The sequence below is a fragment of the Salinivibrio sp. IB868 genome (genome assembly GCF_001995655.1).
GTDB lineage: Bacteria > Pseudomonadota > Gammaproteobacteria > Enterobacterales > Vibrionaceae > Salinivibrio > Salinivibrio siamensis.
Window position 1 is genome coordinate 22160 of sequence record NZ_MUEW01000002.1, and the last position, 22636, is coordinate 44795.

23 protein-coding genes and 1 tRNA gene are annotated in these 22636 nt (G+C 50.3%); 18 read left to right on the forward strand and 6 right to left on the reverse strand.

What is annotated here, in order from left to right; all coding sequences use genetic code 11:
* Window positions 1-41: 41 nt before the first annotated feature.
* The gene (gene thiL / locus BZG20_RS02130; RefSeq protein WP_077577995.1) at window positions 42-1031 is read left to right on the forward strand and encodes a thiamine-phosphate kinase; all 990 of its coding nucleotides are present in this window, start codon (window positions 42-44) and stop codon (window positions 1029-1031) included.
* Window positions 1018-1518, forward strand: a complete 501-nt coding sequence (pgpA, locus tag BZG20_RS02135; protein WP_046074977.1) for a phosphatidylglycerophosphatase A — start codon at window positions 1018-1020, stop codon at window positions 1516-1518. Before thiL ends, pgpA begins: the two co-directional genes overlap by 14 nt.
* 15 nt (window positions 1519-1533) lie before the next feature.
* Here pgpA and BZG20_RS02140 read toward each other — a convergent pair.
* Both BZG20_RS02140 and BZG20_RS02145 read right to left on the reverse strand, forming a co-directional pair.
* Window positions 1534-1609, reverse strand: a tRNA-Arg gene (locus BZG20_RS02140).
* Between the two features lie 51 nt (window positions 1610-1660).
* A complete protein-coding gene (locus BZG20_RS02145; protein WP_077577996.1) occupies window positions 1661-2794 on the reverse strand; it encodes a flagella assembly protein FlgT in 1134 nt (377 codons plus the stop codon).
* Window positions 2795-3004: 210 nt separating this feature from the next.
* Between BZG20_RS02145 and BZG20_RS02150 the strand changes: the two genes are divergently transcribed.
* Entirely contained in the window at window positions 3005-3640 is a 636-nt protein-coding gene (locus tag BZG20_RS02150) for a FlgO family outer membrane protein (RefSeq protein WP_046074975.1), read from the forward strand.
* A gap of 24 nt (window positions 3641-3664) precedes the next feature.
* Complete coding sequence (locus tag BZG20_RS02155) at window positions 3665-4099, forward strand: LPP20 family lipoprotein (RefSeq protein WP_046074974.1); 435 nt, start codon at window positions 3665-3667, stop codon at window positions 4097-4099.
* A 302-nt stretch (window positions 4100-4401) separates the two neighbouring features.
* On the opposite strand, the gene BZG20_RS02160 is transcribed toward BZG20_RS02155, so the two are convergent.
* The 3 genes from BZG20_RS02160 to flgA form a co-directional block, all read right to left on the reverse strand.
* On the reverse strand, window positions 4402-4836 hold the full coding sequence (locus BZG20_RS02160) for a flagellar protein FlgN (RefSeq protein WP_046074973.1): 435 nt from the start codon (window positions 4834-4836) through the stop codon (window positions 4402-4404).
* Window positions 4837-4852: 16 nt separating this feature from the next.
* Window positions 4853-5176: a flagellar biosynthesis anti-sigma factor FlgM gene (flgM, locus tag BZG20_RS02165; RefSeq protein ID WP_046074972.1), complete on the reverse strand. Its 324-nt coding sequence runs from the start codon at window positions 5174-5176 to the stop codon at window positions 4853-4855.
* Window positions 5177-5265: 89 nt separating this feature from the next.
* Complete coding sequence (gene flgA / locus BZG20_RS02170; RefSeq protein WP_077577997.1) at window positions 5266-5958, reverse strand: flagellar basal body P-ring formation chaperone FlgA; 693 nt, start codon at window positions 5956-5958, stop codon at window positions 5266-5268.
* Between the two features lie 125 nt (window positions 5959-6083).
* On the opposite strand from flgA, the gene BZG20_RS02175 reads away from it, so the two are divergent.
* From BZG20_RS02175 to flgL, 13 genes are all read left to right on the forward strand, one after another.
* The gene (locus BZG20_RS02175; protein ID WP_046074970.1) at window positions 6084-7007 is read left to right on the forward strand and encodes a chemotaxis protein CheV; all 924 of its coding nucleotides are present in this window, start codon (window positions 6084-6086) and stop codon (window positions 7005-7007) included.
* Window positions 7008-7033: 26 nt separating this feature from the next.
* Window positions 7034-7861: a protein-glutamate O-methyltransferase gene (locus BZG20_RS02180; protein WP_046074969.1), complete on the forward strand. Its 828-nt coding sequence runs from the start codon at window positions 7034-7036 to the stop codon at window positions 7859-7861.
* A 186-nt stretch (window positions 7862-8047) separates the two neighbouring features.
* Window positions 8048-8443 (forward strand): flagellar basal body rod protein FlgB, encoded by a 396-nt coding sequence (gene flgB, locus BZG20_RS02185; RefSeq protein ID WP_046074968.1) that lies wholly within the window; start codon window positions 8048-8050, stop codon window positions 8441-8443.
* A 3-nt stretch (window positions 8444-8446) separates the two neighbouring features.
* Window positions 8447-8860, forward strand: coding sequence for a flagellar basal body rod protein FlgC (flgC, locus tag BZG20_RS02190; protein WP_046074967.1), 414 nt, complete (start codon window positions 8447-8449; stop codon window positions 8858-8860).
* Between the two features lie 14 nt (window positions 8861-8874).
* Window positions 8875-9618, forward strand: coding sequence for a flagellar hook assembly protein FlgD (gene flgD, locus BZG20_RS02195; protein ID WP_046074966.1), 744 nt, complete (start codon window positions 8875-8877; stop codon window positions 9616-9618).
* 24 nt (window positions 9619-9642) lie between these two features.
* Entirely contained in the window at window positions 9643-10956 is a 1314-nt protein-coding gene (gene flgE, locus BZG20_RS02200) for a flagellar hook protein FlgE (protein WP_046074965.1), read from the forward strand.
* A 172-nt stretch (window positions 10957-11128) separates the two neighbouring features.
* Entirely contained in the window at window positions 11129-11878 is a 750-nt protein-coding gene (gene flgF / locus BZG20_RS02205; RefSeq protein WP_046074964.1) for a flagellar basal-body rod protein FlgF, read from the forward strand.
* A 22-nt stretch (window positions 11879-11900) separates the two neighbouring features.
* Window positions 11901-12689, forward strand: a complete 789-nt coding sequence (gene flgG, locus BZG20_RS02210) for a flagellar basal-body rod protein FlgG (protein WP_046074963.1) — start codon at window positions 11901-11903, stop codon at window positions 12687-12689.
* 20 nt (window positions 12690-12709) lie between these two features.
* On the forward strand, window positions 12710-13504 hold the full coding sequence (locus BZG20_RS02215; protein ID WP_101494468.1) for a flagellar basal body L-ring protein FlgH: 795 nt from the start codon (window positions 12710-12712) through the stop codon (window positions 13502-13504).
* Window positions 13505-13529: 25 nt separating this feature from the next.
* Window positions 13530-14618 carry a flagellar basal body P-ring protein FlgI gene (locus tag BZG20_RS02220; RefSeq protein WP_046074962.1) on the forward strand — a complete coding sequence of 363 codons (1089 nt, stop codon included), beginning with the start codon at window positions 13530-13532 and terminating at the stop codon, window positions 14616-14618.
* An 8-nt stretch (window positions 14619-14626) separates the two neighbouring features.
* Entirely contained in the window at window positions 14627-15577 is a 951-nt protein-coding gene (flgJ, locus tag BZG20_RS02225; protein WP_077577998.1) for a flagellar assembly peptidoglycan hydrolase FlgJ, read from the forward strand.
* Between the two features lie 169 nt (window positions 15578-15746).
* Complete coding sequence (flgK, locus tag BZG20_RS02230; protein WP_077577999.1) at window positions 15747-17624, forward strand: flagellar hook-associated protein FlgK; 1878 nt, start codon at window positions 15747-15749, stop codon at window positions 17622-17624.
* Window positions 17625-17635: 11 nt separating this feature from the next.
* Window positions 17636-18829 carry a flagellar hook-associated protein FlgL gene (gene flgL, locus BZG20_RS02235; protein WP_046074959.1) on the forward strand — a complete coding sequence of 398 codons (1194 nt, stop codon included), beginning with the start codon at window positions 17636-17638 and terminating at the stop codon, window positions 18827-18829.
* Window positions 18830-18935: 106 nt separating this feature from the next.
* Here flgL and BZG20_RS02240 read toward each other — a convergent pair whose 3' ends face one another.
* Window positions 18936-21038 (reverse strand): tetratricopeptide repeat protein, encoded by a 2103-nt coding sequence (locus BZG20_RS02240; RefSeq protein WP_077578000.1) that lies wholly within the window; start codon window positions 21036-21038, stop codon window positions 18936-18938.
* Between the two features lie 445 nt (window positions 21039-21483).
* Here BZG20_RS02240 and BZG20_RS02245 point away from each other — a divergent pair, with 445 nt between their 5' ends.
* On the forward strand, window positions 21484-22626 hold the full coding sequence (locus tag BZG20_RS02245) for a flagellin (protein WP_046074957.1): 1143 nt from the start codon (window positions 21484-21486) through the stop codon (window positions 22624-22626).
* Window positions 22627-22636 lie beyond the last annotated feature (10 nt).

A 22636-nucleotide genomic window follows, 5' to 3' on the forward strand; every position in this document is an offset into this window, starting at 1 on the left:
CTGCTGGCCTTTTTATTATTCTTATCCAACACATACGAGTTATGACACGCAACGAATTTGATTTGATTCGCGACTACTTCGCTCGTCAGCCGGTCAAGCGTCGTGATGTCGCTTTAGGTATTGGTGATGACTGTGCGTTGGTCGAGGTCCCTGAAGGCTGTCAGTTAGTGGTGACCACAGATACGCTGGTGGAGGGCACCCATTTTCTTCCGACTGCGAGTGCCTCTGATGTGGCGCATAAAGCGTTAGCCTCTAACTTAAGCGATTTGGCTGCAATGGGCGCAATGCCAGCGTGGTGTTCTCTGGCGCTCACATTACCAGATCCCGATGATGCTTGGGTGGCAGGGTTTTGCCAAGGCTTTACCGCCCTTGCCGAGCATTTCCACGTCCAACTCATTGGCGGCGATACCACGCGTGGGCCCAAAAGCATCACCATTACCTTACATGGTCATGTTCCTAAAGGGCAGGCGCTGACTCGTGCGGGCGCCAAGCCGGGAGACTGGCTTTTTGTGACCGGCACACTGGGTGAGAGCCAAGCGGGGCTCGATTATATTCTCGGCAAGCCAGTGGTTGATAAGGCCCGCGCAACCACATTGATCAATCGTCATTATCGGGCTCAGCCACGAGTGACCGCTGGACAGGCATTGCGAGGTATCGCGTCAGCGGCGATTGATATTTCTGATGGTTTACACGCAGACTTAACCCACATCCTCACCGCTAGTGGTGTCGGTGCAAAAGTTGATGTGACGCAACTGCCGCTTTCTGAGTCTTTGTTAGCGGAGATCGGCGATACTGAGCAGGCACAAAAACTCGCCCTCACCAGTGGCGAGGAGTACGAGCTTTGTTTTACGGTACCGGAAATGTATCGGGGGATGCTAGATACGACGCTTAAGCACAGCGGAGTCAATGTGCAATGCATCGGGCAAATAACCGGCAACCACCGCCTTGAACTTGTGGCAGACAGTCAGCCTCTCGATTGGGTGCTGTCTGGATGGGATCATTTTAAGGAGCCACGTCGTGACAGATCCTAAGCATCGTTTATCCTTGACCAATCCATATCATCTATTGGCACTTGGCTTTGGCAGTGGCTTATCACCGATAGTGCCGGGGACCGTCGGTACCTTGTTTGCGGTGCCATTCTACCTGGTGCTGGTGAACGTTGGGGGAACGCTTGCACTGTGGTTGGCGATTATTGTCGGTAGCTTAGCGGGCATTGCTATCTGTGGTCGGGCATCGAAAGACATGCAAGTGCATGATCATGGAGCGATTGTTTGGGATGAGTTTGTTGGTTTTTGGCTGACAATGGCGTTGGTGCCTACCACCGACTGGCAAACCGTTTTAGCAGGCTTTGTGTTATTCCGCCTCTTCGATATGGTTAAGCCATGGCCGATAAGCTGGCTGGATAAACATGTTCACGGTGGCTTAGGGATCATGCTGGATGATATTGTCGCTGGTGTGATGGCGATGGCCAGCCTCTGGCTACTGGCAACCTATACACAGGCCTTGACTTGGTTTTAGCCATACAGAAAGGAATGGCGCTCCCACAGGGACTCGAACCCCGATCGATCGCTTAGGAGGCGACTGCTCTATCCTGTTGAGCTATGAGAGCGTGTCCGACATTATACGTAAAAACAGGCGCGATTTAAGCGCCTGTTTTCATTTAATTTACCCCTTTGGTCACTATGTCGCCGATTTGTATGCTGCCGCTGAGATTATTGGGCTGAACCACGGCTTCCGCGCTGCTTTCATAAACGCGTGCAACGGTCAGTGTGATGCCGCTTTTTCGGCGTTGAGTACGTACGATACCTAAATCATCGGTGAACGAGGCAATGTGCCACAGGTTCAGTTGATCGCCTTGTTTAACCCCATTGATACGCCCGACATTTATTTGTGCAATATTGTCTTTGAGGGCGACGATTTCTGGCTTACTGGCGCGACAAGACAGTGATGACTCCAAGTCTAACAATATATTTCGACTCATTCGGCGTGCCATTTGCCCATAAGGAGATTGCCAAAAGCGCGCGGTCTGGGTATCGACTTGGCTATGGCGTTCAAACGGCCATTGGGCAACATCGCGATAGCGGCGTTGAAATATGACTTCACCACTCTCACTGTCCATTGCCTGGACATTGACGGCCAATTGGCGGTTATTTTGTGCCTCACCAAAGCCACTGGCGTCCGTCGTGGCAGACAGATCAGTGATTGCGCCGGTGATCACAAACTGCGCGTCTTTGTCTTCAGCTAACATGGCCACCGTGCGGGGCGCATTAGGAGAGACATCAACATTGGCGATACCACGCCCGACAAAGCTCTGTGCGTGTTGTTTTATCTCACGGTTGAGGAGTACCGAAAAGTCATCGCCAAATTGATAAATGCCCCCTAACGCGGCTTGTTGGGGTGAAACAATCGGAAAACGTGTTAATACCATGCCTTTTCTATACTGGGTTTTGTGGCAAGCGTTTGCCGATGGATAGATATCTAAGCGCAGATTGACAACATAATTGCCGCCTTGAGTGCCTTCTTCTAACACTTGTACCTCGCGTACCGCATTGCCGCTAAACTGATAACCAGGTTTAGCTTGCGAGTAAAAACGCTTGAGTTGCTGCAAGCTGCCTACATCGGCACCGGCAAAGCGCATAGCATCAAAGGTCGCGGCTTCAAGTGCCCGAACACGGGCGGCTTGCTGGCTTTCGAGTATGGGGGAACTGGCCGATACTTCATACCACGCCGCGTGTGTCCAAGGAGCGACACTCAGGCTGACAATGAGCGTTAACCGCGCCAAAAGGGTTTTCATAGTCAAGATCTCACTTAGTGGGTATGGAAATTGCTTTCAATCTATTAGTGCGTAGGGTTAAGCCCTACCAAAAAGATGACGCAAAGACGCTGATGCAAGTTGTGTACCTAAATAGAGCCAGCAATCAAAGGTAAAGGTTTCATCAAATCAACCGATACCCTTAATGACACACTTGTCTCACATCGATGACTGAGCGCGGAGCATGATACGATGAAAAAGTGGATAGTGGCGATAGTAGCGCTATTGGTAACAGGCTGTGCTTACACGCCAATTTATAACGGCAAAGAGCCGTATTCGGGCAGTGAGTTTTTCCTTAAGCAGCGGCCACGTCACACGCTTGATTACTTTCTAAACAGTATGGCCGATGAGCTGTTAGCCACCAATGCGTATTTGACAGCGCGAACGCCCTTGGCGGTCACCTCGTTTGTTGATTTGCAAAAAATGGATGAGACCAACTGGTTAGGTAATACCGTCACCGAGGGACTGATTTATCAAATGCAGCGCCGCGGCTTTACGGTGATTGACTTTAAATCGACGGGCGCGATTCGGGTGACGGAAGATGGTGATTTTACCATTAGCCGAGACTGGAAAGAGCTTAACCCTGAACAACAAATCGATTATGTATTGACGGGGACTATGTTGCGTCAAGGCGGCGGGGTATTGGTTAATGCCCGGGTAATCGGTATGGAATCTCGCGTGGTGGTTGCCTCGGCGCAAGGTTTCTTGCCGGCCGATCGTATTGGGCGTGATATTGATAGTTTATACAAGGTTCGCAAACGCGATGGCGTGATTATTCGAGACGATCAAAACCGCGTGAAGCGAGAGACAGTGGTGCTAAAACCTTAGTACAGGAAAGAGTAAGGTAGATAAATGTTTACGAAACACGGATTTGTCATCGCAATCTTGCTGATGCTGTCGGCCTGTCAGCCATTAACCAAGATGAAAGAAGAAAACATCATCTCGGCGGTGGGAATGGCATCAATTAGTGCACAACAAGGCGCAACCCAAGAAGAAAAAGAAACCCGGGCCATGCGCGCCTCTAAAGTGGATGCGTACAAAGAATTGAGTGAACAAGTATATGGCTTGCGGGTTAGCAGCCGTGCACGCGTTGATGATCAAAGTTTAGGCCGCGACACGACCCAGGGCGCGGTGGATGGTATTATTCGCGGCGCAGAAGTGGTGGCCAGTTATAAAGTGGGTGACAGTTACGTCACTGAACTCGAACTCGATCTCGATACCATGCAGAAAATGAAACGCTATGGCGAATCGCAGCCTGTACCGAATAACAATAATATTATTTTCTAGCCACTAGGGCGTCTTGCTTTGATCAAATGAGAAGGATGACGCCAACATCTTGGCACTTAAGCAGGCAGGGTGTAAAAACGACGTATGCCTTTAGACGGAGAGCGAGCACTATGCTCGCTTTTTTTGTGCTTGAGTCAGGCACCATCGTGGCGCGATAGCGCGTTAGGCCATCTTAGGGAGCAAGCCAGAGTCGACAAAAAACAGGCAGACGATCGTGCGCCGATAAGATAGGCAAGAAAAGCGAGACAAATAGGTGGCCGGTGTGGTGGCTTGGAGCGTGGTCGTTGTTCGTAGGAAAGACGTTATGCTTTAACGTTAGTGCCTAGGGTTTTTCTCCCCGACGCATTGCCGTCTTGATTATAGGTCAATTCTGACTTACCACCGCTTTCTTGGAACAGGTTGCGCAGGCGATGAATACTCAGACTCGCGCGCTGAAGCGCGATGCCATTGGTTTCATTTTGCTGTTTGCAGGCTGAGAGGGTGGCTTGAATGGCATTCACGTGTTCACTTAACGTTTCATCATGGTTAAGTAAATCGCGTTCTGGATGACGGCTAATTTGCGCATCATTACGTTGAATTTCGTTGATAAGCGACTGTTTTTGCTTGGCTATTGCTTCGATATCTTCGGAGGAGCGGCTGGCAATGACACCGGCTTCTTGCTCGAGCACGCTTTGTAGCGCTTGGACTCGCTCGAGTTGCTGTTCAACCAAGGTTGTTAAAGGCGCAGTAGGGGTCATAACCACTCCAATCAGCTTAGCTGTCGTTGAGATCGTTCTCGAAACGCATCATGTTTGCGGCGAGCTTATCAGGATCTACTTTGTAAGAGCCGTTTGATATCGCTTGCTTGATTTGATCAACCTTGGCGCTATCAAAGTAGGGCTCAGATGCCATTTTCTGATTCATTTTATCGATCACTTGGCTTTGTTGGCTGAGCGAAACAGCGTCGTCTTGGGGTTTTACCCCTTGCTGTTCACGGACTGAGCCGCTTTGCGTTTCTTGTGTTTTGGTCTGGTTACTCGTATTACGAGTTGTGGTCAGGGGTTGCTGATTACCACGTAGTTGGTCAATACTCGCCATAACATCGCCTTACTGTCAGTCGCTTTTTGAGTCCGTTGCTCAGCATATCGGCACACCTTGCTGTTACTTTAGCATTGTGACGTAAAAAGTTAGAAATTAACCGTTACTTCGCCGACCGCTGAGATTGTAGCATCGACAATCCGGTTAGATTTATTGTTCTTCACTTTTATTTGCTCACCTAGAGCGCCATCACTTAATGCCGTGCCTTTTGCAACAATGTTCAGTCCGTTTCCTTGCGCAGTGATCAAAACGTCATCATTTCGACACACGGCGCAGACATCGTTACTGCTGATCGGTTCACCTATTCCCACGGTTCGTTTGACTTTAGAGCCAATTAAACGCGCGGGTTGTGTATAGGTATGCCCGCGTTGAAACCGACTATTTACCATTTGAACGGCTAGATCATTCGAAGCAATAGTCATGCCACGATTGAGTGGTCGCTTTGCGACAACCGAGGGGGTCATCAACTCGATTTTAACCGGAATATACACTTGCCAGTTGTCTCGATCACAAGACACCATTACGGTGACCGAGGTATTAATCTGTTGACGGCCTGGCACTTTGGTATCGAGTGGCACGGGGCAATCGGTTAGGCGCATGCGCGAATCAAGGTTCCCCGCCGCGATGTTGAGTTCGCCATTTTCAGGCAGCGAAATAATACCGGCGACATGCGCCTCCGCGGCTTCTTGCACCGCTTCAATTTGACTTACTGTCGCAGCAGCTATACTTAGGCTAAAGCTTGTAAGCCAAACGACGATAAATAAACGTAATATCTTGGACATAGTTCAATCCATCAGTAGCGGACGTTAAGAAAAAAAATCCCTTCTTTTCTCGAGAGTCATGTGATTACCCACTATGATTACCATGCTACTCTACAAAAAAAACGGGGCAATATGGAGTTTATCTTATGACAGGTGGTGTTCTTGATTCGGTCAACCAGCGTACACAGCTGGTAGGACAAAACCGGTTAGAGCTGTTGACTTTCCGCCTGATGAGAAAACAGCGCTTTGGCATTAATGTTTTTAAAGTCAAAGAAGTGTTGCAGTGCCCACGGCTCACCGCAATGGCAAATTTGCATCCTTTGGTGAAAGGAGTGGCCCACATCCGCGGTCAAACCGTCTCTGTCATCGACATGAGCCTAGCAACTGGCGGGCCAGCTATTCCCGATCCAGAGAACCGCTTTGTGATTATTGCCGAGTTTAACCGTTCCATGCAGGGCTTTTTAGTCGGCTCGGTCGAGCGTATCGTCAATATGAACTGGGAAAAAATTCTTCCTCCCCCGCAAGGGACAGGGCGATCGCACTACCTCACCGCGGTCACCGAAATTGATAACGAGTTGGTGGAAGTGCTCGACGTTGAAAAAATTCTCAATGAAATCGCGCCCGTGAATGAAGATGTGAGTGAGGAAGTACTCTCGAAACGGCAAGAGCGGGAAGAAAGTGCGCCTAGCCAAGTGTTAGTGGCCGATGACTCCAGCGTCGCACGCCGTCAGGTGAAGCGCGCGGTTGAAAGCGTCGGGTATGACGTTATCTTGGTACAAGATGGCAAAGAAGCGTTAGAAAAACTGAAAGAAATGGCCGCCGAGGGAAGCATCTACAGTCAACTTGCCTTGGTGATATCCGATATCGAAATGCCTGAAATGGATGGGTATACCCTCACAACCGAGATTAGAAAAGATTCGAGTCTCAAGGATCTTCATGTAGTATTGCATTCATCATTGAGTGGGGTATTTAACGAGGCCATGGTTCAGCGTGTCGGGGCTAACTCGTTTATTGCGAAGTTTGACCCTGATGAATTGGGCTCTGCCGTACTCGAGGCGGTTAAGTCGTAACCCAACCAGAGCGATTGAGTTAATTAATGACAAATGTAGCAATCAGTGACCAAGAATATCGAGACTTTTGCAAACATCTCGAAGCCAAGTGTGGGATCGTACTGGGAGATAGCAAGCAGTACCTGGTACGTAGCCGCTTGAGCCCGCTGGTGAATAAATTTGGCTTGGGGTCGCTGTCAGAGTTGATAAAGTCAGTCACCACTGGACGTAATCGCGAGCTGGCAGTCGCTGCGATAGATGCGATGACCACCAATGAAACCTTATGGTTTCGCGATACTTATCCGTATGAAGTGCTGGCACATCGTTTGTTACCCGAGCTAGCCAAATCTCGTAAGCCGATAAAAATCTGGTCTTCAGCAAGCTCCTCAGGGCAGGAGCCCTACTCCATTGCCATGACAGTGGCGGAAACCCAGCAACGCAAACCTGGCATGCTTGGAAGCGTGAGTATCACCGCGACTGATATATCGACATCCATGCTGGAGGCGTGTCGCCAGGGGATATACGACAACTTGGCACTGGGACGCGGACTGTCGCCGGAACGTCGACGTACCTTTTTCGAGGACGTGGGAGATGGCAAAATGCGGGTGAAAGAAAATATCAAGCGCATGGTGACGTTCCGCCCGCAAAACTTGATGGAAAGCTATAGTCTGTTAGGCAAGTTCGACATCATTTTTTGTCGTAATGTACTGATCTACTTTTCACCAGATATGAAAGCCAAAGTGTTGAATCAGATGGCGGGGGCATTGAATCCTGGCGGTTACTTGATCTTGGGCGCGTCGGAGTCACTCACGGGGTTAACCGACAAGTTTGAAATGATCCGCTGTAACCCCGGCATTATCTATAAGCTTAAATAGCAGGCGGCAAAGCGGCACATGGTTTGCCGCTTTTTACATCTCTCTGCCGCTCTCTCACTTTTTATCGATAGACATTCCTGTCTCTCACCCCGCGTCCCACCTGAACTGAAGACAAAAACAAGGCCTTGTTGAAAACTTGGCACCCTGTTTGCTTTATTACATGCAGTAAGAACTCGGAGGTTGTCCATGGCGATCACATTTGACAATGCACTTGGTGTGCACCAGCACACAGTTGGCGTTAGAGGCAAGCGGGCAGAAACCCTGTCTAGCAACATTGCGAATGCCAACACGCCAGGTTACAAGGCGCAAGACATCGACTTTCAACGCGCCTTAAAAGCGGCAACATCCGAGGCAAGTATTGGCCTAAGCCGCACCAATGAGCGGCACATTGCTGCCTCTAGCCAGGTGATGGGGGAAAAGAAATACCGTATCCCCACGCAACCAGACACTGGCGATGGCAACACGGTTGATGCGCAATTAGAAAAGAATTTGTTCATGCAGAACGCACTAGAATACCAAGCCTCACTGGACTTTCTTGGCTCTAAGTTCAAGAACATGAAGAAGGCATTGAATGGGAAATAATCGATGAGTTTGTTTAATATTTTTAACGTGTCGGGATCGGCGATGAGTGCCGAGTCAGTACGATTGAACACCACATCAAGCAACCTGGCCAATGCCAACTCGGTGAGCAGTTCTGCGGAAGAAACGTATCGAGCTCGGCATCCGATTTTCTCTGCGGAGCTTAACCGCTTCAAACAGCAAGGGGAAAGTGTGCCGGTCAACATTGACGGTATTGTGGAAAGCCAAAAGCCATTACGGGCGGAATATAACCCTGATCATCCAATGTCGAATGAAGAAGGGTATATCTTCAAACCGAACGTCAATGTCATGGAAGAAATGGCGAACATGATTTCGGCATCGCGGGCCTACCAGACCAACGTGCAGGTTGCCGATGCCAGTAAACAAATGCTGATGCGTACGCTTCAGATGGGGCAGTAATGTAGGAGGCGAAGATGGCCGGAATCGACGGTACAGGTTCGAGTAACGGACTGTCCTACATTGACCAGCTAAAGGCGCAGCAAGAGAAAAAACTGCAAGAGAGCCAAGATAGTACAACAGGCAAACAGGCACTCAAGCAAGAAGACTTTCTTTCTCTGCTCACCAAACAGCTGTCACAACAGGATCCGTTCAAACCTGTCGATAATGACAAGATGATCTCGCAGATGGCGTCTTTTGCGACGGTAGAAGGCATCGGCAAAATGAACAATCAGTTTGATACGTTCAACGAGTCGATTACTTCCAACCAAGCATTGCAAGCGTCATCCTTGGTCGGACGTGATGTCCTTGTGCCTGGATCGACAGGTGTTAAAGGAGAGACTGGCGGTGTGGCTGGTATGGTGAAGTTGCCGCGTGCGCTCGATAACGTCAGTGTCCGAGTTGAAAACGAACAAGGACAGCTATTACGAACGTTCAGTATGGGTGCCAAACCGCCGGGCGATCACCGTGTGGAATGGGATGGGCTCGACGATAACGGCAATCCTATGCCGGAAGGGACCTATAAGCTCAAAGTTAGCGGCTTGGTTGATGGCCAAACTCAAGAGTTTGATGTGTCGACCTATGCCAATGTAAACAGTGTCTTGCTGGGGAATGGCGATGGCAACGTGATGCTAAATCTTGCCGGCTTCTCCTCACCGTTTAAGCTTGCTGAAGTGCTAGAGGTCGGTAATGCCGACGTCGGAAATGTGACGAAAGGCTAACCGATTTATTAGGAGTGAAAAGCAATGGGTTTTAATATTGCGTTAAGTGGCCTTGGTGCGGCCCAGAAAGACATGAACACCACCAGTAACAACATCTCGAATGCCAATACGTATGGCTTTAAGGAGTCACGTGCTGAGTTTGGTGATGTCTACTCAACCTCCATCTTCTCTAATTCGAAGACCACGAACGGGACCGGTGTACAAACGTCGACCGTGGCACAGCAGTTCCACGAAGGCTCGAGTATCTACACCAACAACCCGCTTGATTTGCGGATTAGCGGTAATGGTTTTTTCGGCGTGTCAAATGACAAGCTGCAAAACAACGATTACCACTTAACGCGCAACGGTGCCTTCCACCTTGATAAAAATAACGACATTATCAACTCTGAAGGCCAGTATCTGCTCGGTTATAATGTCGACCCTGATACTCAGCAGGTTTCGTCGTATGAGCCGCAGTCGCTCAACGTCCCGGATCAGTTTGGCCAGCCTCGTGCGTCACAAAATGTTGATATTGGCTTGAACTTGCCTGCCGGCGGGGAAGAGAAAGATCCCGCGCAGTTCAATTTTGAAGATCCAGAAACTTACAATAAGCAAACCTCTGCCACAGTCTATGACTCCCTCGGTCAGCCATATAAGTTGTCGACGTACTATGTAAAAGGCAACGATCCGGCGAACCCGAACAGCTGGTCAGTGTACTACACCATGACAGATCCTGAAGGCGAGAAGCCGGTGAATATCCAAGGGGGTAATTCAACCAATGCCGCTGGACAGGTTGGCCACACCATCGACTTTAACTCTGATGGCTCAGTGAACAATATCAATGGTGGTAACCCGATCGTGACCGATGCCCTAGGGCCTGCGGGGGCGGGATTGGAAATGAACGGCGCGAATGGTGATCAGCAGCTTACGCTCAACTTCGATAATCCGACCCAGTATGCGGCACCGTTTGAGATGCGAAAATTCACCGATGATGGCGCAACCACGGGGTATCTCACCAAAGTCGACATTGATCCTAAAGGCACTATCATGGCGACATACAGTAACGGTGAAAATGTCGCGCTAGGACGAGTGGCGATGGTGCGTGTTGCCAACCAGCAAGGCTTGGCACAAGTGGGCAATACGCAATGGGATGTGACGCAAGACTCGGGTGACCCCATTTTTGGTGAAGCCATGCAAGGCGCCTTCGGGCAGGTAAAAAGTGGCACGATCGAACAGTCCAATATCGATATGACCCAAGAGTTGGTTGATTTGATCACCGCGCAGCGAAATTTCCAAGCGAACTCGCGTGCCTTGGAAGTGAGCAACCAGATGCAACAAAATATCCTACAGATCCGCTAGCGATGATACGCCTTGCCGCTTAGTCATAGGGCGGCAAGGCTTTTCCATTCTCCCCCTTTTTTCTTTCTTTTTAACCACACTACCCCCGTTAACGTACTGATACTAAACGATTAAAATTACTGGCACGCTCTTTGCTTTCTTCTCTGTAGAACGATTGTGGAGGCAACCAATTATGGATCGCTCGTTATACCTAGCCATGAGTGGCGCAAAGCAAGATATGCAGGCCATGCAACTGCGCGCCAATAACCTGGCCAATGTCAGCACCACAGGCTTTCGAGCAGATTTAGAGCAATCTCGCTCCATGCAGGCCTATGGTGAAGGACTACCCAGCCGTGTGTTTAACATGACTGAGCGACCTGGATATAGCTTTGAACAAGGCTCGACGATCACCACTGGCCGAAACCTCGATGTGGCGGTGCAAGGTGAAGGCTGGATGTCAGTGCTAGATAGCCAAGGGCAAGAAGGCTATACCCGTGCGGGCCATCTCAAAGTGGATCAAACCGGCTTACTCCAAAACAGTAATGGTAACCTCATTGTCGGAGAGAGTGGGGGCCCGATATTTATTCCCCTCCCTGCAGCCAAAATTGAAGTGGGCAAAGACGGCGGTGTCTCTGTACTCCCCCAAGGTGCGCCAGCTGATGCGATGGAAGTGGTGGATAGAATCAAACTGGTTCGCCCAGATAATCAAGATCTCTTTAAAGACAAAGACGGCGTGTTCAAACCCAAAGAGCCCGGCACTGTGTTTCCGGCCGATGCGGGTGTGACGTTGCAAACGGGCGCGTTAGAAGGCAGTAATGTCAACGCTGTGGGTGAGATGACTGGGTTAATCGACTTGCAACGTCATTTTGAAATGCAAGTGAAGTTAATGAAAACCGCGGAAAAAATGGACGAGTCGTCTTCATCGTTATTACGGCTTGGCTAAGGTTTATTAAGAGGAAGTAATTATGCATCCAGCATTATGGGTCAGTAAAACCGGACTTGATGCGCAGCAGACCAATATCTCGACGATTTCGAATAACCTAGCCAACGCATCCACGGTCGGGTTTAAAAAATCACGCGCGGTGTTTGAAGATCTCTTCTACCAGAACATCAACCAACCAGGTGGGCAATCCTCACAGAACACTGAGTTGCCCAGTGGATTGATGCTCGGTGCTGGTTCAAAAGTGGTGGCCACTCAGCGCGTGCACACCAATGGTAATGTGCAAACCACAGACAATGCCCTTGATATGATGATTGAAGGGGATGGCTTTTTCCAAGTATTACTGCCTGATGGCAACATTGGCTATCAGCGTAACGGCCAATTTACCCTGAATGACGAAGGCACGATAGTGACATCAGGTGCGGGCTATACGCTAGAGCCAGAAATTACTGTTCCTGAAGACGCGGTACAAATTACGGTCGGAACGGATGGTGAAGTGTCTGTGCGATTACGTGGTCAACAAGAGAACCAAGTACTCGGGCAAATAACCACGGTTGATTTTATTAACCCAGGTGGGTTGGAGCCTATCGGCCAGAATATTTACCTGCCCACTGGTGCGAGTGGTGATCCTCAAGAGGGGGTGCCTGGACTCGATGGGTTCGGTGAAGTGAAGCAATCGATGCTGGAAACCTCTAACGTGAATGTCACCGAAGAGCTGGTGAATATGATTGAGGCTCAGCGCGTCTACGAAATGAACTCCAAAGTGATCTCGTCGGTCGACCAGATGCTCAGCTACGTCAATCAGCAGCTGTAATAAGGGTTAAGGAGGCAATGATGACGGTGCAACGTATATTAATCCCAGGCCTTTTCCTTGCCACCTTGTTGGGGCTAGGTGGCTGTTCATTGCCGGGGCAACAAGACACAGGCAGTGATCTTGACCAAGCGACCTCGACCACCGACGCGGTCGAAGGGGACACCACACCGGACAGCGAAGGCTTGATTGGCTTATTGCGTCAACGTGAAGACCCCAAAGCGGATGATCCTGCGTGGTCGCCAATCCGGCCGCAACAAGCGCCCGAGCATTACGCCACGGCGACAGGATCCTTATTCAACGTGAATGACCAGCGTGACCTGTACGATGGTTCAAAACCACGTAGTCTGGGTGACATTGTGACCGTGATGCTGGAAGAAAACACCCAAGCGCAAAAAAGTGCCAGTTCTGACTTGGCTAAATCCAATGATCTCAGTATGGATCCCTTATCACTAGGCGGTGAGGAGATCACCATTGGCGAGCGAACACTGTCGTACGAGGTCAGTAACGACAACTCGGTAACCGGCTCCACCTCGGCGGATCAGAGCAACAGCCTGCAAGGCTCTATCTCTGTACAGGTGGTGGATGTACTCGCGAATGGGAATTTGATGGTACGCGGTGAAAAGTGGCTTACCTTGAATTCAGGGGATGAATATATCCGCCTCAGCGGTACAATTCGCCCGGCCGATATTGGCCCTGACAACACCATTGCTTCGACCCGTATTTCCAACGCTAGAATTCAGTATTCAGGGACAGGTGAGCGACAAGATACCCAAGAGCAAGGCTGGTTGGCACGATTCTTTAATGTCACCTTGTAGCCCTACAATGTGTCGGAGAGTTGACGTGAAAAAGTGGTTGTTATCGATAGTCTTGCTGATGGTGGCGATGCCAAGCCTCGCCGCACGCATCAAAGATGTGGCGGAGGTCGCAGGGGTACGCAGTAACACCCTAACCGGCTATGGCTTGGTGGTGGGGTTACCCGGTACAGGTGAAAGCACGCCCTTTACCGATCAAAGCTTTAAGTCGATGCTGGAAAACTTTGGCATCCAATTGCCGCCAGATATCAATCCTCAATCAGCTAACATTGCCGCCGTTGCCGTCACCGCTGACTTGCCCGCGTTTGCAAAACAAGGTCAAAAACTTGACGTTACCGTGTCGTCGATTGGTTCGGCAGAGAGCTTACGTGGTGGCACCTTGTTACAAACTTTTCTCAAAGGCTTGGATGGTAATGTCTATGCGACCGCACAAGGAAACTTGATTGTAGGCGGTTTTAGCGCCACCGGTGCTGATGGCTCTCAGTTGGTGGGCAACACCCCAACCGTTGGACGGATCACTAATGGCGCGTCCGTTGAGCGGGAAGTTCCTAATCCTTTTGGTCGTGGTGATTACCTGACTTTCAACTTATTCCAATCCGACTTTACTACCGCACAGCGTATGGCGGATGCGGTTAATCGCTTTCTTGGTCCGTCAACCGCATCAGCTATGGATGCAACCTCAGTGAGAGTCAGAGCGCCGCGTGATGTTAGCCAGCGTGTGGCTTTCTTATCAACGGTTGAAAATATTGAGTTTCAGCCGGGTGATGCGGCAGCGAAAATAATCGTTAATTCTCGCACTGGCACGATTGTGGTCGGGCAAAATGTGCGCCTTCGCCCTGCGGCGATCACCCATGGCGGCATGACGGTCTCGATCCAAGAAGACTTCAATGTTGATCAGCCTAATCCATTAGGTGGCGGTGAAGCTGTGGTCACGCCTGATACCGAGATCAATGTTGAGGAAGAGCAAGGGCGGATGTTCCACTTTAAACCTGGCGTGACATTAGACGACTTAGTCCGCGCCGTGAATGGCGTTGGTGCTGCCCCCTCCGATCTCATGGCGATTCTGCAAGCGCTGAAACAAGCTGGGGCCATTGATGGCCAATTGATAGTGATATAGGGCAACGCATGAAATCTCCTGTTGATAGTCAATTTGTACACGATATAAGCCAGCTCGACTCACTACGTCGCCAAGCCGTGAAAGGGGAAGAAGGGGATGAGCAAGCGGCGTTGCGTTCAGCCGCCGAGCAGTTCGAGTCCTTATTTACCCAGATGCTGTTCAAGTCAATGCGTGATGCCAATGAGGCGTTTGAGTCTGACTTAATCGACGATCGTACCTCGAAGTTTTATGAGCAGATGGCCGATGAACAAATGGCCAGTGAACTAAGCCGAGAGGGCTCACTGGGCCTCGCGGATATGATTGTTGAACAATTAGGCAAAGCGCAAGGCGACAGCCAGCCAGATATGAATGAAGCGGCTCGCGCGTCGGCGCAATCTTTGCCGTTGGATCAAAACCGTAGTCGAGAGGCAGCAGAAAAAGCGATTGCGGCGCTCGATAGTCAGTCTATCGCGCCGCCAGTCGCCAGTCCCCCTACGCCCCAACGTTCAGAAGGCTTCGATTCGCCTGATTCCTTTGTGAACACGCTGGCACCGCATGCTCGTCGCGCGGCTCGCGCGTTAGGCACGGATCCGGCGATTATTCTTGCTCAAGCAGCACTAGAAACCGGTTGGGGGAAAAAGGTTATCGCCAATGCCCGCGATAACAGTCATAACTTGTTTAATATAAAAGCGGATCAACGTTGGGGAGGCGATAAAGTCGCCACACAAACCCTGGAAGTGTATGACGGGATCCCGGTCAAAGAAACGGCAAGCTTTCGGTCGTACCCCTCCTATCAAGAGAGTTTTGACGATTTCGTCTCATTTTTGCGTGACAACCCGCGCTATGAGCAAGCTTTATCGCAATCTGCGCAACCTGAACAGTTTATTCGGGCGCTTCATCAAGCCGGATATGCCACCGATCCGGAATATGCCGATAAAGTCATTCGTGTGCTCGACCAAGTGCGTGGCATGATGGACTAAGGCGGCGGCAGGCAAGAGCTTGCCGTTTTTACTTCATCTTGCTTCAATTGTACTCTTGAACTCCTTAATGCATTGTTTTAATTAGACAATAACTCAAATTCACTCCTTGGCTCAATTTTTGCTTAACCCCTAGTATCTCGTTTTAATTGCCGGGTTATTTGGAGGCACAATGGGCTTGGACCTGCTTTCCCTTGGGTCGCAAGGCGTACTGACTGCGCAGCGACAGCTGAATACAACAGGTCACAATATCTCTAACGTGAATACGGAGGGATATAGTCGTCAGTCGGTTGAGCAAAAAACCAATGATGTCCAGTTTTGGGGCGGCAATAACTACGGCACCGGTGTCCATGCCGCGGCAATACGCCGCAACTATGACAAGTTTGCGGTCAACGAGTTAAATGTCTCGACGTCAAACCTTTCTCATGCTGCTGCCCGCAATGAACAGCTTGGGCGGCTTGACGATATGATGGCGCATTCGGCCAAAAAAATACCCGAGAATATGAACGAATTTTATGGGGCGGTCAAAGGGCTGGCAGATAGCCCCAGCGACATGGGCGCTCGTAAAGTCGTGCTCGAGAAAGCGCGTATGGTCGCTTCTGGTATGAACGATGTTTATGGTGTGTTGCAGCAGCAATCAATTGATACGTCCTCGCAAATTGATGCCACCGTCAAACGAATGAATGACATTGGTCAAGAGTTGGTGGATGTGCATAAAGCCATACTGAAAACGCCCGCCGAAGCCAATGACTTGCTAGACCGGCATGACAAGCTGATCCGAGAGCTCTCTGAATATACCCAAGTGAGCGTAAACGCGCGAGAAGATGGGCTATTCAACGTGATTATCGGCAGTGGCCATATGTTGGTGTCTGGCATGAATAGCAGTGAATTGACCACCTTGCCGGGTAAGCCTGACCATCAAGAGCGTCGTTTGGCGTTGGTGGAAGGGAAGACAGTGAAAGCGATTTCTAATCAAGACATCCGCGGCAAACTCGGGGCATTGTTTGAATATCGTGATGATACCTTAGGACAAGCGCGAGACGAATTAGGTCGGATGGCCATTGGCTTCTCTCAATCTCTCAATGACTTACAGAGTCAGGGTTTTGATCTGAATGGGGAAGTGGGAAAGAATATTTTCACTGACTTTAACAATGACCGTATTGCCAGCGCCCGAGTGATCCAAAACGGCGACTCTACCGCTGACTTAAAAGTCTATATCGATGATCTTCAGCAGCTCAAACGGGGCGATTATCAACTGAAATTTGATGGCACCCAATATACCCTGACATCACCGGATGGAAAGCAATCGACGGTAACACCGAGTGGCACCCCGCCTAGTTTTAATGTTGACGGAATGCGAGTGCAAGTGGATGCCGGCTTGGCGGCCAATGAACGCGTATTGATTCGTCCCGCTCGCTCAGCAGCAGGGCAAATGCGTGTGACCATGGAAGATCCGGCAGATATCGCGGCGCAAAGTTATGTCAGTGCAAGCTCGGTGAGCCATGGCGACGGTGATGTACGAATTCTACAAGCCGGTGGACAAAAAGAGTTTCAAGTGCGGATCTCCCCCGATGGTAGCCAATTTGCGGTGACCGACCCTAAGGGGCAAGTCTTGGTCGCGCCACAGGCCTACCCACCGGGTGGGCCGGTTGATGTCAATGGCACCATCATTGAGATCAACGATAAAGCGGCACCGGATGATGTGCTGGCTATCAGCCTTATCCCGGCTGATGGTGACAATAGTAATCTTATCCGTATGCAGGAGCTGCAAACGGAAAAACTAATGGATAACGGTCGCTCGACGGTGCTCGATGTCTATGAGGGACTAAGTACCGATCTTGGGGTACAAAAAGCCTCTTATGAGCGTCTGCAAGATGTGAGTATGGTTGAACACGATGCCGCAGAAAGTCGTGTGGCGGAAGTGTCTGGGGTGAACCTAGATGAAGAAGCGGCCAATATGATGAAGTTTCAGCGCGCGTACATGGCGGCGTCACGGATTATGACCGCCGCTAACGAAACATTTGACTCTCTGCTCAATGCAACGCGATAAGGTAGGACAGTATGATTAGTCGTATTGCCAGCTTTCACAATTACCAGTCGGTCTCCAACGACATTATGCGTCAGAATGTGAAGGTGCAGGATAACCAAGAGCAGATGGCGACGGGGAAACGTGTTATTACATCCGGTGATGATCCGGTGTCGTCTATCTACATTCAAAACTTTCGCCAGCAAGATGAGCAGATTGACCAATTTATTGACTCGATAACGTTAGCGCGAAACCGACAAACTCGCGAAGAAATCGCGATTGATGAGTCCGAACAGCTCATGGACGGCGCGAAACGCAAAGTGATGGCGATGATCAACGGCTCGTTATCGGTGGAAGACCGCACCGCGCATCGGCAAGATTTGCAAGGGATGTTTGATAACTTTATGGACTTGGTGAACACCAAGGATGAGTCAGGCAATTTCTTGTTTTCTGGTACCCAAACCAGTACGCAGCCTTTTTATCGTGATAGCCAAGGCAACGTGCGTTATGCGGGGGATAGTTACTTTCGTACGGCCCAAGTAGCCCCAGCGGTGGAAGTGCCGACGTCTGATCCAGGCGATAAACTGTTTATGGAAATTGATAACCCTTTTGGTGATTATCAGCCTGAATACGATCTTGAAGACGGGTCTTTACTGCTGATGGCGAAAGCGGAAAACACCAATGATGCGGATACCTCTAACTATTCGGTGTCTTTTGACGTTAATGCGAGTGGGGACACCACCTACTCGTTGATGCAAGATGGTACTGAGGTCAGTGCCGGGCTCTATGATCCTCAAAACGGCGTTGAGTGGAACACGCTGAAAATGACTTTCGAGGGTGAGATGAAGCCAGGTGATACCATTAATCTTGAAAGGCAAGACAGTTTTAACGTTTTTGATTCGTTTAAAAATGGTGCCGCGCTGTCTTATGCCGATATTGACGATGCGTCTGCCACAGCAGAACTCCACCAAGTGACCGAACAGTTTGCAGCAGCCTTCAAGCATTTGAACAAGGCTCGTTCAGAAGTGGGAACACGACTGACCACCTTAGATCGGCAAGAAAGTATGCACAAAGACTTCAAGTTGGTACTCAACCGCTCACTGGGCACCATGGAAGACTTGGACTATACCCAGGCGGCCATCGATATGAACGAGGACATGCTCGCGCTGCAAGCGTCCCAACAGGCCTTTGCCAAAACGAAAGATCTCTCGCTGTTTAATTATATCTAACCCAAAGCGTAAGCCTTTGGTGGCCACAAGATGCCGAGGATAAGAGAAAAACGGGGTCGCATCAGCGGCCCCGTTTTGTATCCGTTTAGACTTGCAGTCTCATCCTTTAGGGGCAGAGGTCACTCACCATACGGTGTGCCATGGCATCGAGCAGGGGTTGCTTATCTTTGAGCATGGGCGGATAACTGAACGCGTACTCATGGTTCCCCGGCATCGCGTCAGGGGTTTGCATATCACTGTGCTGATGGCCGGCAAAAAACACATAACATGGGGTGCCAACGGCGACGGTCAGCCTGTGTACCGCTGTCCCTGCGGTAAACACACCAGACAATTGTTTGATTGTGTGCGCCGTCCCCATAAAGTCATTTTTAAGATCCAGTCCCGGCAAGGAGACGATCTCGATCCCCGTTTGTTTCTTAATTTTACTGAGTTCTTTATCACACTCGCCATATTGCAAATTGACAAACTGGGCATTGGGGCAAAGCTGGCGCATGGTTTTTATCCAGCCAGCCAATTCATCCGCGACCAAATAGTGAATATTACGGGTGGCGGCGGCGAGGCCACTTCGCCAACACACGCCAAACACGGGCCCGTGTTGATGTAGCTCGGCTAACGGGGCGATCCAAGGCGCATCGGCGGCGACATCTGGGACAATGTAGGTTTGGTGATACAAATGGCGCCCAAAGTGTTGGTAGCACAGGCCCGCCAACGAGCCACCGGCAATCCAACTATCAATATCGGCTAGGACATGCTCTGGCACAAAAATGTCTTTCCCGTCAGTACGAGAAATGGGCACAATTTCCGTGCTGGGGAAAGCTTGGCGTAGTAGGGGCTCTAAGCGGGGATCACAGCCGACATACACTTTCCGAGCGCGTTCAACCACCATGGCAACATTGTGAAAATAAGCCAGTTCATCCCCAACCCCTTGCTCGGGCATGATAAGCACGGCATCGGTTTTTGGCCGAGATAAATCCCAACGGGGTAAGTTGCCGTGATATTTGAGGCGGCGACCGCATTCAATCCCAGCTTCATTGGCTTGGTAGAATTTCTCCCAGGCCATTTGCGTACGATAGACAAACGCCAGGTTAAATCGCAGTGCCTGATCATCCGGCTGCGCCGATAGCAATGCTTCTAGACGATGCTGTGCTTGCTCAATATCGCCCATATACCAATCAAGCTCGCCCAGTTGTGCTTGTAACGTATTGGCTTGCTTATCCTTGACATGATTGAGTGCCTTGAGGTGGATCTGGTAGCAATCGGTTAATTTATCTTGGGTAAATTGATGGTGCTGCTTGAGCAGTTCGAAGGTCGCACGGGCATAGGCATAGTGTAATTCACCGCGCTCAGGTTCATCACGCAAACATTGTTTGGCCAGTTTACTTGCTTCTAGCCAGTTAGCTTCATTGAGATAAACCACCAGGAGTTGACGTAAAAATGCCGTGTCTTGCGTTTGCTTATAGGTCGTTAAACAGCGCTGGCGCGCGCTGGCATACTCCCCCAGTCCGGCTTCTGCGCGGATGAGTAGCAGTTGCCAAACTGGATGAGCCTGTGCTTTTTCACTGCCACGTAGTAGCAATTGTTGTGCTTTGCCGAACGCTTTCTGATCCAATGCTTGTTGCGCCAATGCCATCAGCGCCGGTGGGTAATCCGGCTCCAGCGTGAGTATGGTTTGGTAAAGCTGCTCAGCTTGGTCACTATGCCCATCAGCGACCAAATCAGCCGCCACTGACAAGGTTTTGTTAATTTCATCGGCCAACCCTTGGTTTTTTAGCTGGTGGAGCTCGTCACGCAAAGCATGCGTTCGACGACTTTCTCCCTGTAGGCCGAGCTTGGCCGTTAACTGCTCACGCAAATTAAGGATGTCTTGGTTCGTCGGAGCGGCGGCAAACAATGTCTCAACAAGTTCCATGGCCGCGTGATTATGCCCTTGTTGCGTCAATAACTGTGCCTTATCGAACAACAAAGACAGATCGTCAGGGGCATGCTCAAGCGCGTGGTCAAGGTGAGCCATTGCTTGCGCGTGTTGCCCCGCTTCCGCATCCAATACGGCCAGCACTTGCCGCACTTGCACGGTATCGGGTGCGTGGCTCAGTATTTGCTCGAACACTTGCCGCGCGTCGGTTTTCTTCCCTTCTTGGTAAAGACGAATCCCGAGCTGGAAGGCGTCATCCAGCGTCATATTAGTGTGGCCGTCATTGTCTTGCGTCATCGGTTACATCGTCCTGTTATCCGTGAGAGCCTCGCGTATTACCGCAAGAGGCTGGCGAGCATCGATAAGCCAATAATTTAGCAAAAAATATGCCTCGCGTCCGGCTGTTGAGCGAAGTTGGCCGCTAACTTGCAGGCTAACGCTCACATAGACGGCAAAAAGCTAGGCGAGGCATTGCCGCACCTTGCCGCCAAGCACAGAAAAGCGGCAGCGTTTTTTGAATCAATTTTGGCTGTTAGTACAACGAAAAGCATTTAACATTATGATTTTTAATGATTTATAAAAGTTGGCACACATATTGTATTTATTCGAACAAGCGGCCAGTTTTTGAACGGGCTGATTTTGAAACTGATTAACAAGCTGTTCCCGCAGCACCGCCAAACACAGTGCAACACGTCGCGGGTAGGCTGTTTCGCAAAGCAAGCGAAAGTCAAAGGAGAGCAAAATGGGTGTAACAGTTAACACCAACGTGTCTGCGATGACTGCGCAGCGTTACCTGAATAAAGCGACCGATGAGTTGAATAATTCAATGGAACGTCTGTCGTCAGGTAGCCGAATTAACAGTGCTAAAGACGACGCGGCGGGTTTGCAGATCTCTAACCGTTTGGTTGCCCAAACACGAGGCCTTGATGTGGCAATGCGAAACGCCAATGATGGTATTTCTATTGCGCAGACTGCCGAAGGGGCAATGCAGGAATCGACCAACATTTTGCAGCGTATGCGGGATCTTTCCCTCCAGTCTGCAAACGGTGCCAATGGTAAATCTGAGCGTGTCGCTATCCAAGAAGAGGTAGAAGCACTGAAAGATGAGCTTAACCGGATTGCTGAAACCACGGCGTTTGGTGGCCGTCGATTGCTTAATGGCTCGTTTGGTGAAGCCTCGTTCCAAATTGGTGCGGATGCCGGTGAGGCGATCATCATGGGACTATCGAGTATTCGCGCTGATGATTTCCGCATGGGTGGGGTCGAGTTCACGGGTACTCAGCCAAAATCGGCAGGGTGGGAAGTCGATCCTGCGGCGGCAACGTTGCAGCTGCAGTTTACTACTAAAGATGGCCAAAACGTGAGCATGGCCATCGCCGCGAAAGCGGGTGATGATGTCGAGGAGCTGGCCAGTTACATTAATGGTCAGTCTGGCGAAATGTTAACCGCCTCAGTCGATGAAGAGGGTCAACTTCAAGTCTTTATCGAAGAGCACAAAGTTGAAGGTGCGGTGACCTTTGGTGGCGGACTGGCGACCTCGTTGGGGATGGTGTCTGGCAATGGTGATTTGGTCACCGCCGCCGACCTCGATGTGTCGGATGTTGGTGGCGCGCAAATGGCCGTTGGGGTGATTGATTCGGCTATGCGCTATATTGACAGCCAACGTGCGGACTTGGGTGCCAAGCAAAACCGACTCAGCCACACCATTAGCAACTTGTCGAATATTCAGGAAAACGTGGCGGCATCGAATAGCCGGATCCGCGATACCGACTTTGCCCGAGAGACCACGGCAATGACCAAAGGGCAGATCTTGCAGCAGGCGGGCACCTCCATGTTGGCGCAAGCGAAACAGATGCCACAAGCGGCACTGAACCTTCTGCAATAATTCTCTTCAT

Excerpts from the sequence above, each read along its gene's own strand:
- thiL (WP_077577995.1), top strand. The coding sequence starts at position 42 with ATGACACGCAACGAATTTGATTTGATTCGCGACTACTTCGCTCGTCAG.
- BZG20_RS02145 (WP_077577996.1), bottom strand. The coding sequence starts at position 2,794 with ATGAAAACCCTTTTGGCGCGGTTAACGCTCATTGTCAGCCTGAGTGTC.
- BZG20_RS02150 (WP_046074975.1), top strand. The coding sequence starts at position 3,005 with ATGAAAAAGTGGATAGTGGCGATAGTAGCGCTATTGGTAACAGGCTGT.
- BZG20_RS02155 (WP_046074974.1), top strand. The coding sequence starts at position 3,665 with ATGTTTACGAAACACGGATTTGTCATCGCAATCTTGCTGATGCTGTCG.
- BZG20_RS02160 (WP_046074973.1), bottom strand. The coding sequence starts at position 4,836 with ATGACCCCTACTGCGCCTTTAACAACCTTGGTTGAACAGCAACTCGAG.
- flgM (WP_046074972.1), bottom strand. The coding sequence starts at position 5,176 with ATGGCGAGTATTGACCAACTACGTGGTAATCAGCAACCCCTGACCACA.
- flgA (WP_077577997.1), bottom strand. The coding sequence starts at position 5,958 with ATGTCCAAGATATTACGTTTATTTATCGTCGTTTGGCTTACAAGCTTT.
- BZG20_RS02175 (WP_046074970.1), top strand. The coding sequence starts at position 6,084 with ATGACAGGTGGTGTTCTTGATTCGGTCAACCAGCGTACACAGCTGGTA.
- BZG20_RS02180 (WP_046074969.1), top strand. The coding sequence starts at position 7,034 with ATGACAAATGTAGCAATCAGTGACCAAGAATATCGAGACTTTTGCAAA.
- flgB (WP_046074968.1), top strand. The coding sequence starts at position 8,048 with ATGGCGATCACATTTGACAATGCACTTGGTGTGCACCAGCACACAGTT.
- flgC (WP_046074967.1), top strand. The coding sequence starts at position 8,447 with ATGAGTTTGTTTAATATTTTTAACGTGTCGGGATCGGCGATGAGTGCC.
- flgD (WP_046074966.1), top strand. The coding sequence starts at position 8,875 with ATGGCCGGAATCGACGGTACAGGTTCGAGTAACGGACTGTCCTACATT.
- flgE (WP_046074965.1), top strand. The coding sequence starts at position 9,643 with ATGGGTTTTAATATTGCGTTAAGTGGCCTTGGTGCGGCCCAGAAAGAC.
- flgF (WP_046074964.1), top strand. The coding sequence starts at position 11,129 with ATGGATCGCTCGTTATACCTAGCCATGAGTGGCGCAAAGCAAGATATG.
- flgG (WP_046074963.1), top strand. The coding sequence starts at position 11,901 with ATGCATCCAGCATTATGGGTCAGTAAAACCGGACTTGATGCGCAGCAG.
- BZG20_RS02215 (WP_101494468.1), top strand. The coding sequence starts at position 12,710 with ATGACGGTGCAACGTATATTAATCCCAGGCCTTTTCCTTGCCACCTTG.
- flgJ (WP_077577998.1), top strand. The coding sequence starts at position 14,627 with ATGAAATCTCCTGTTGATAGTCAATTTGTACACGATATAAGCCAGCTC.
- flgK (WP_077577999.1), top strand. The coding sequence starts at position 15,747 with ATGGGCTTGGACCTGCTTTCCCTTGGGTCGCAAGGCGTACTGACTGCG.
- flgL (WP_046074959.1), top strand. The coding sequence starts at position 17,636 with ATGATTAGTCGTATTGCCAGCTTTCACAATTACCAGTCGGTCTCCAAC.
- BZG20_RS02240 (WP_077578000.1), bottom strand. The coding sequence starts at position 21,038 with ATGACGCAAGACAATGACGGCCACACTAATATGACGCTGGATGACGCC.
- BZG20_RS02245 (WP_046074957.1), top strand. The coding sequence starts at position 21,484 with ATGGGTGTAACAGTTAACACCAACGTGTCTGCGATGACTGCGCAGCGT.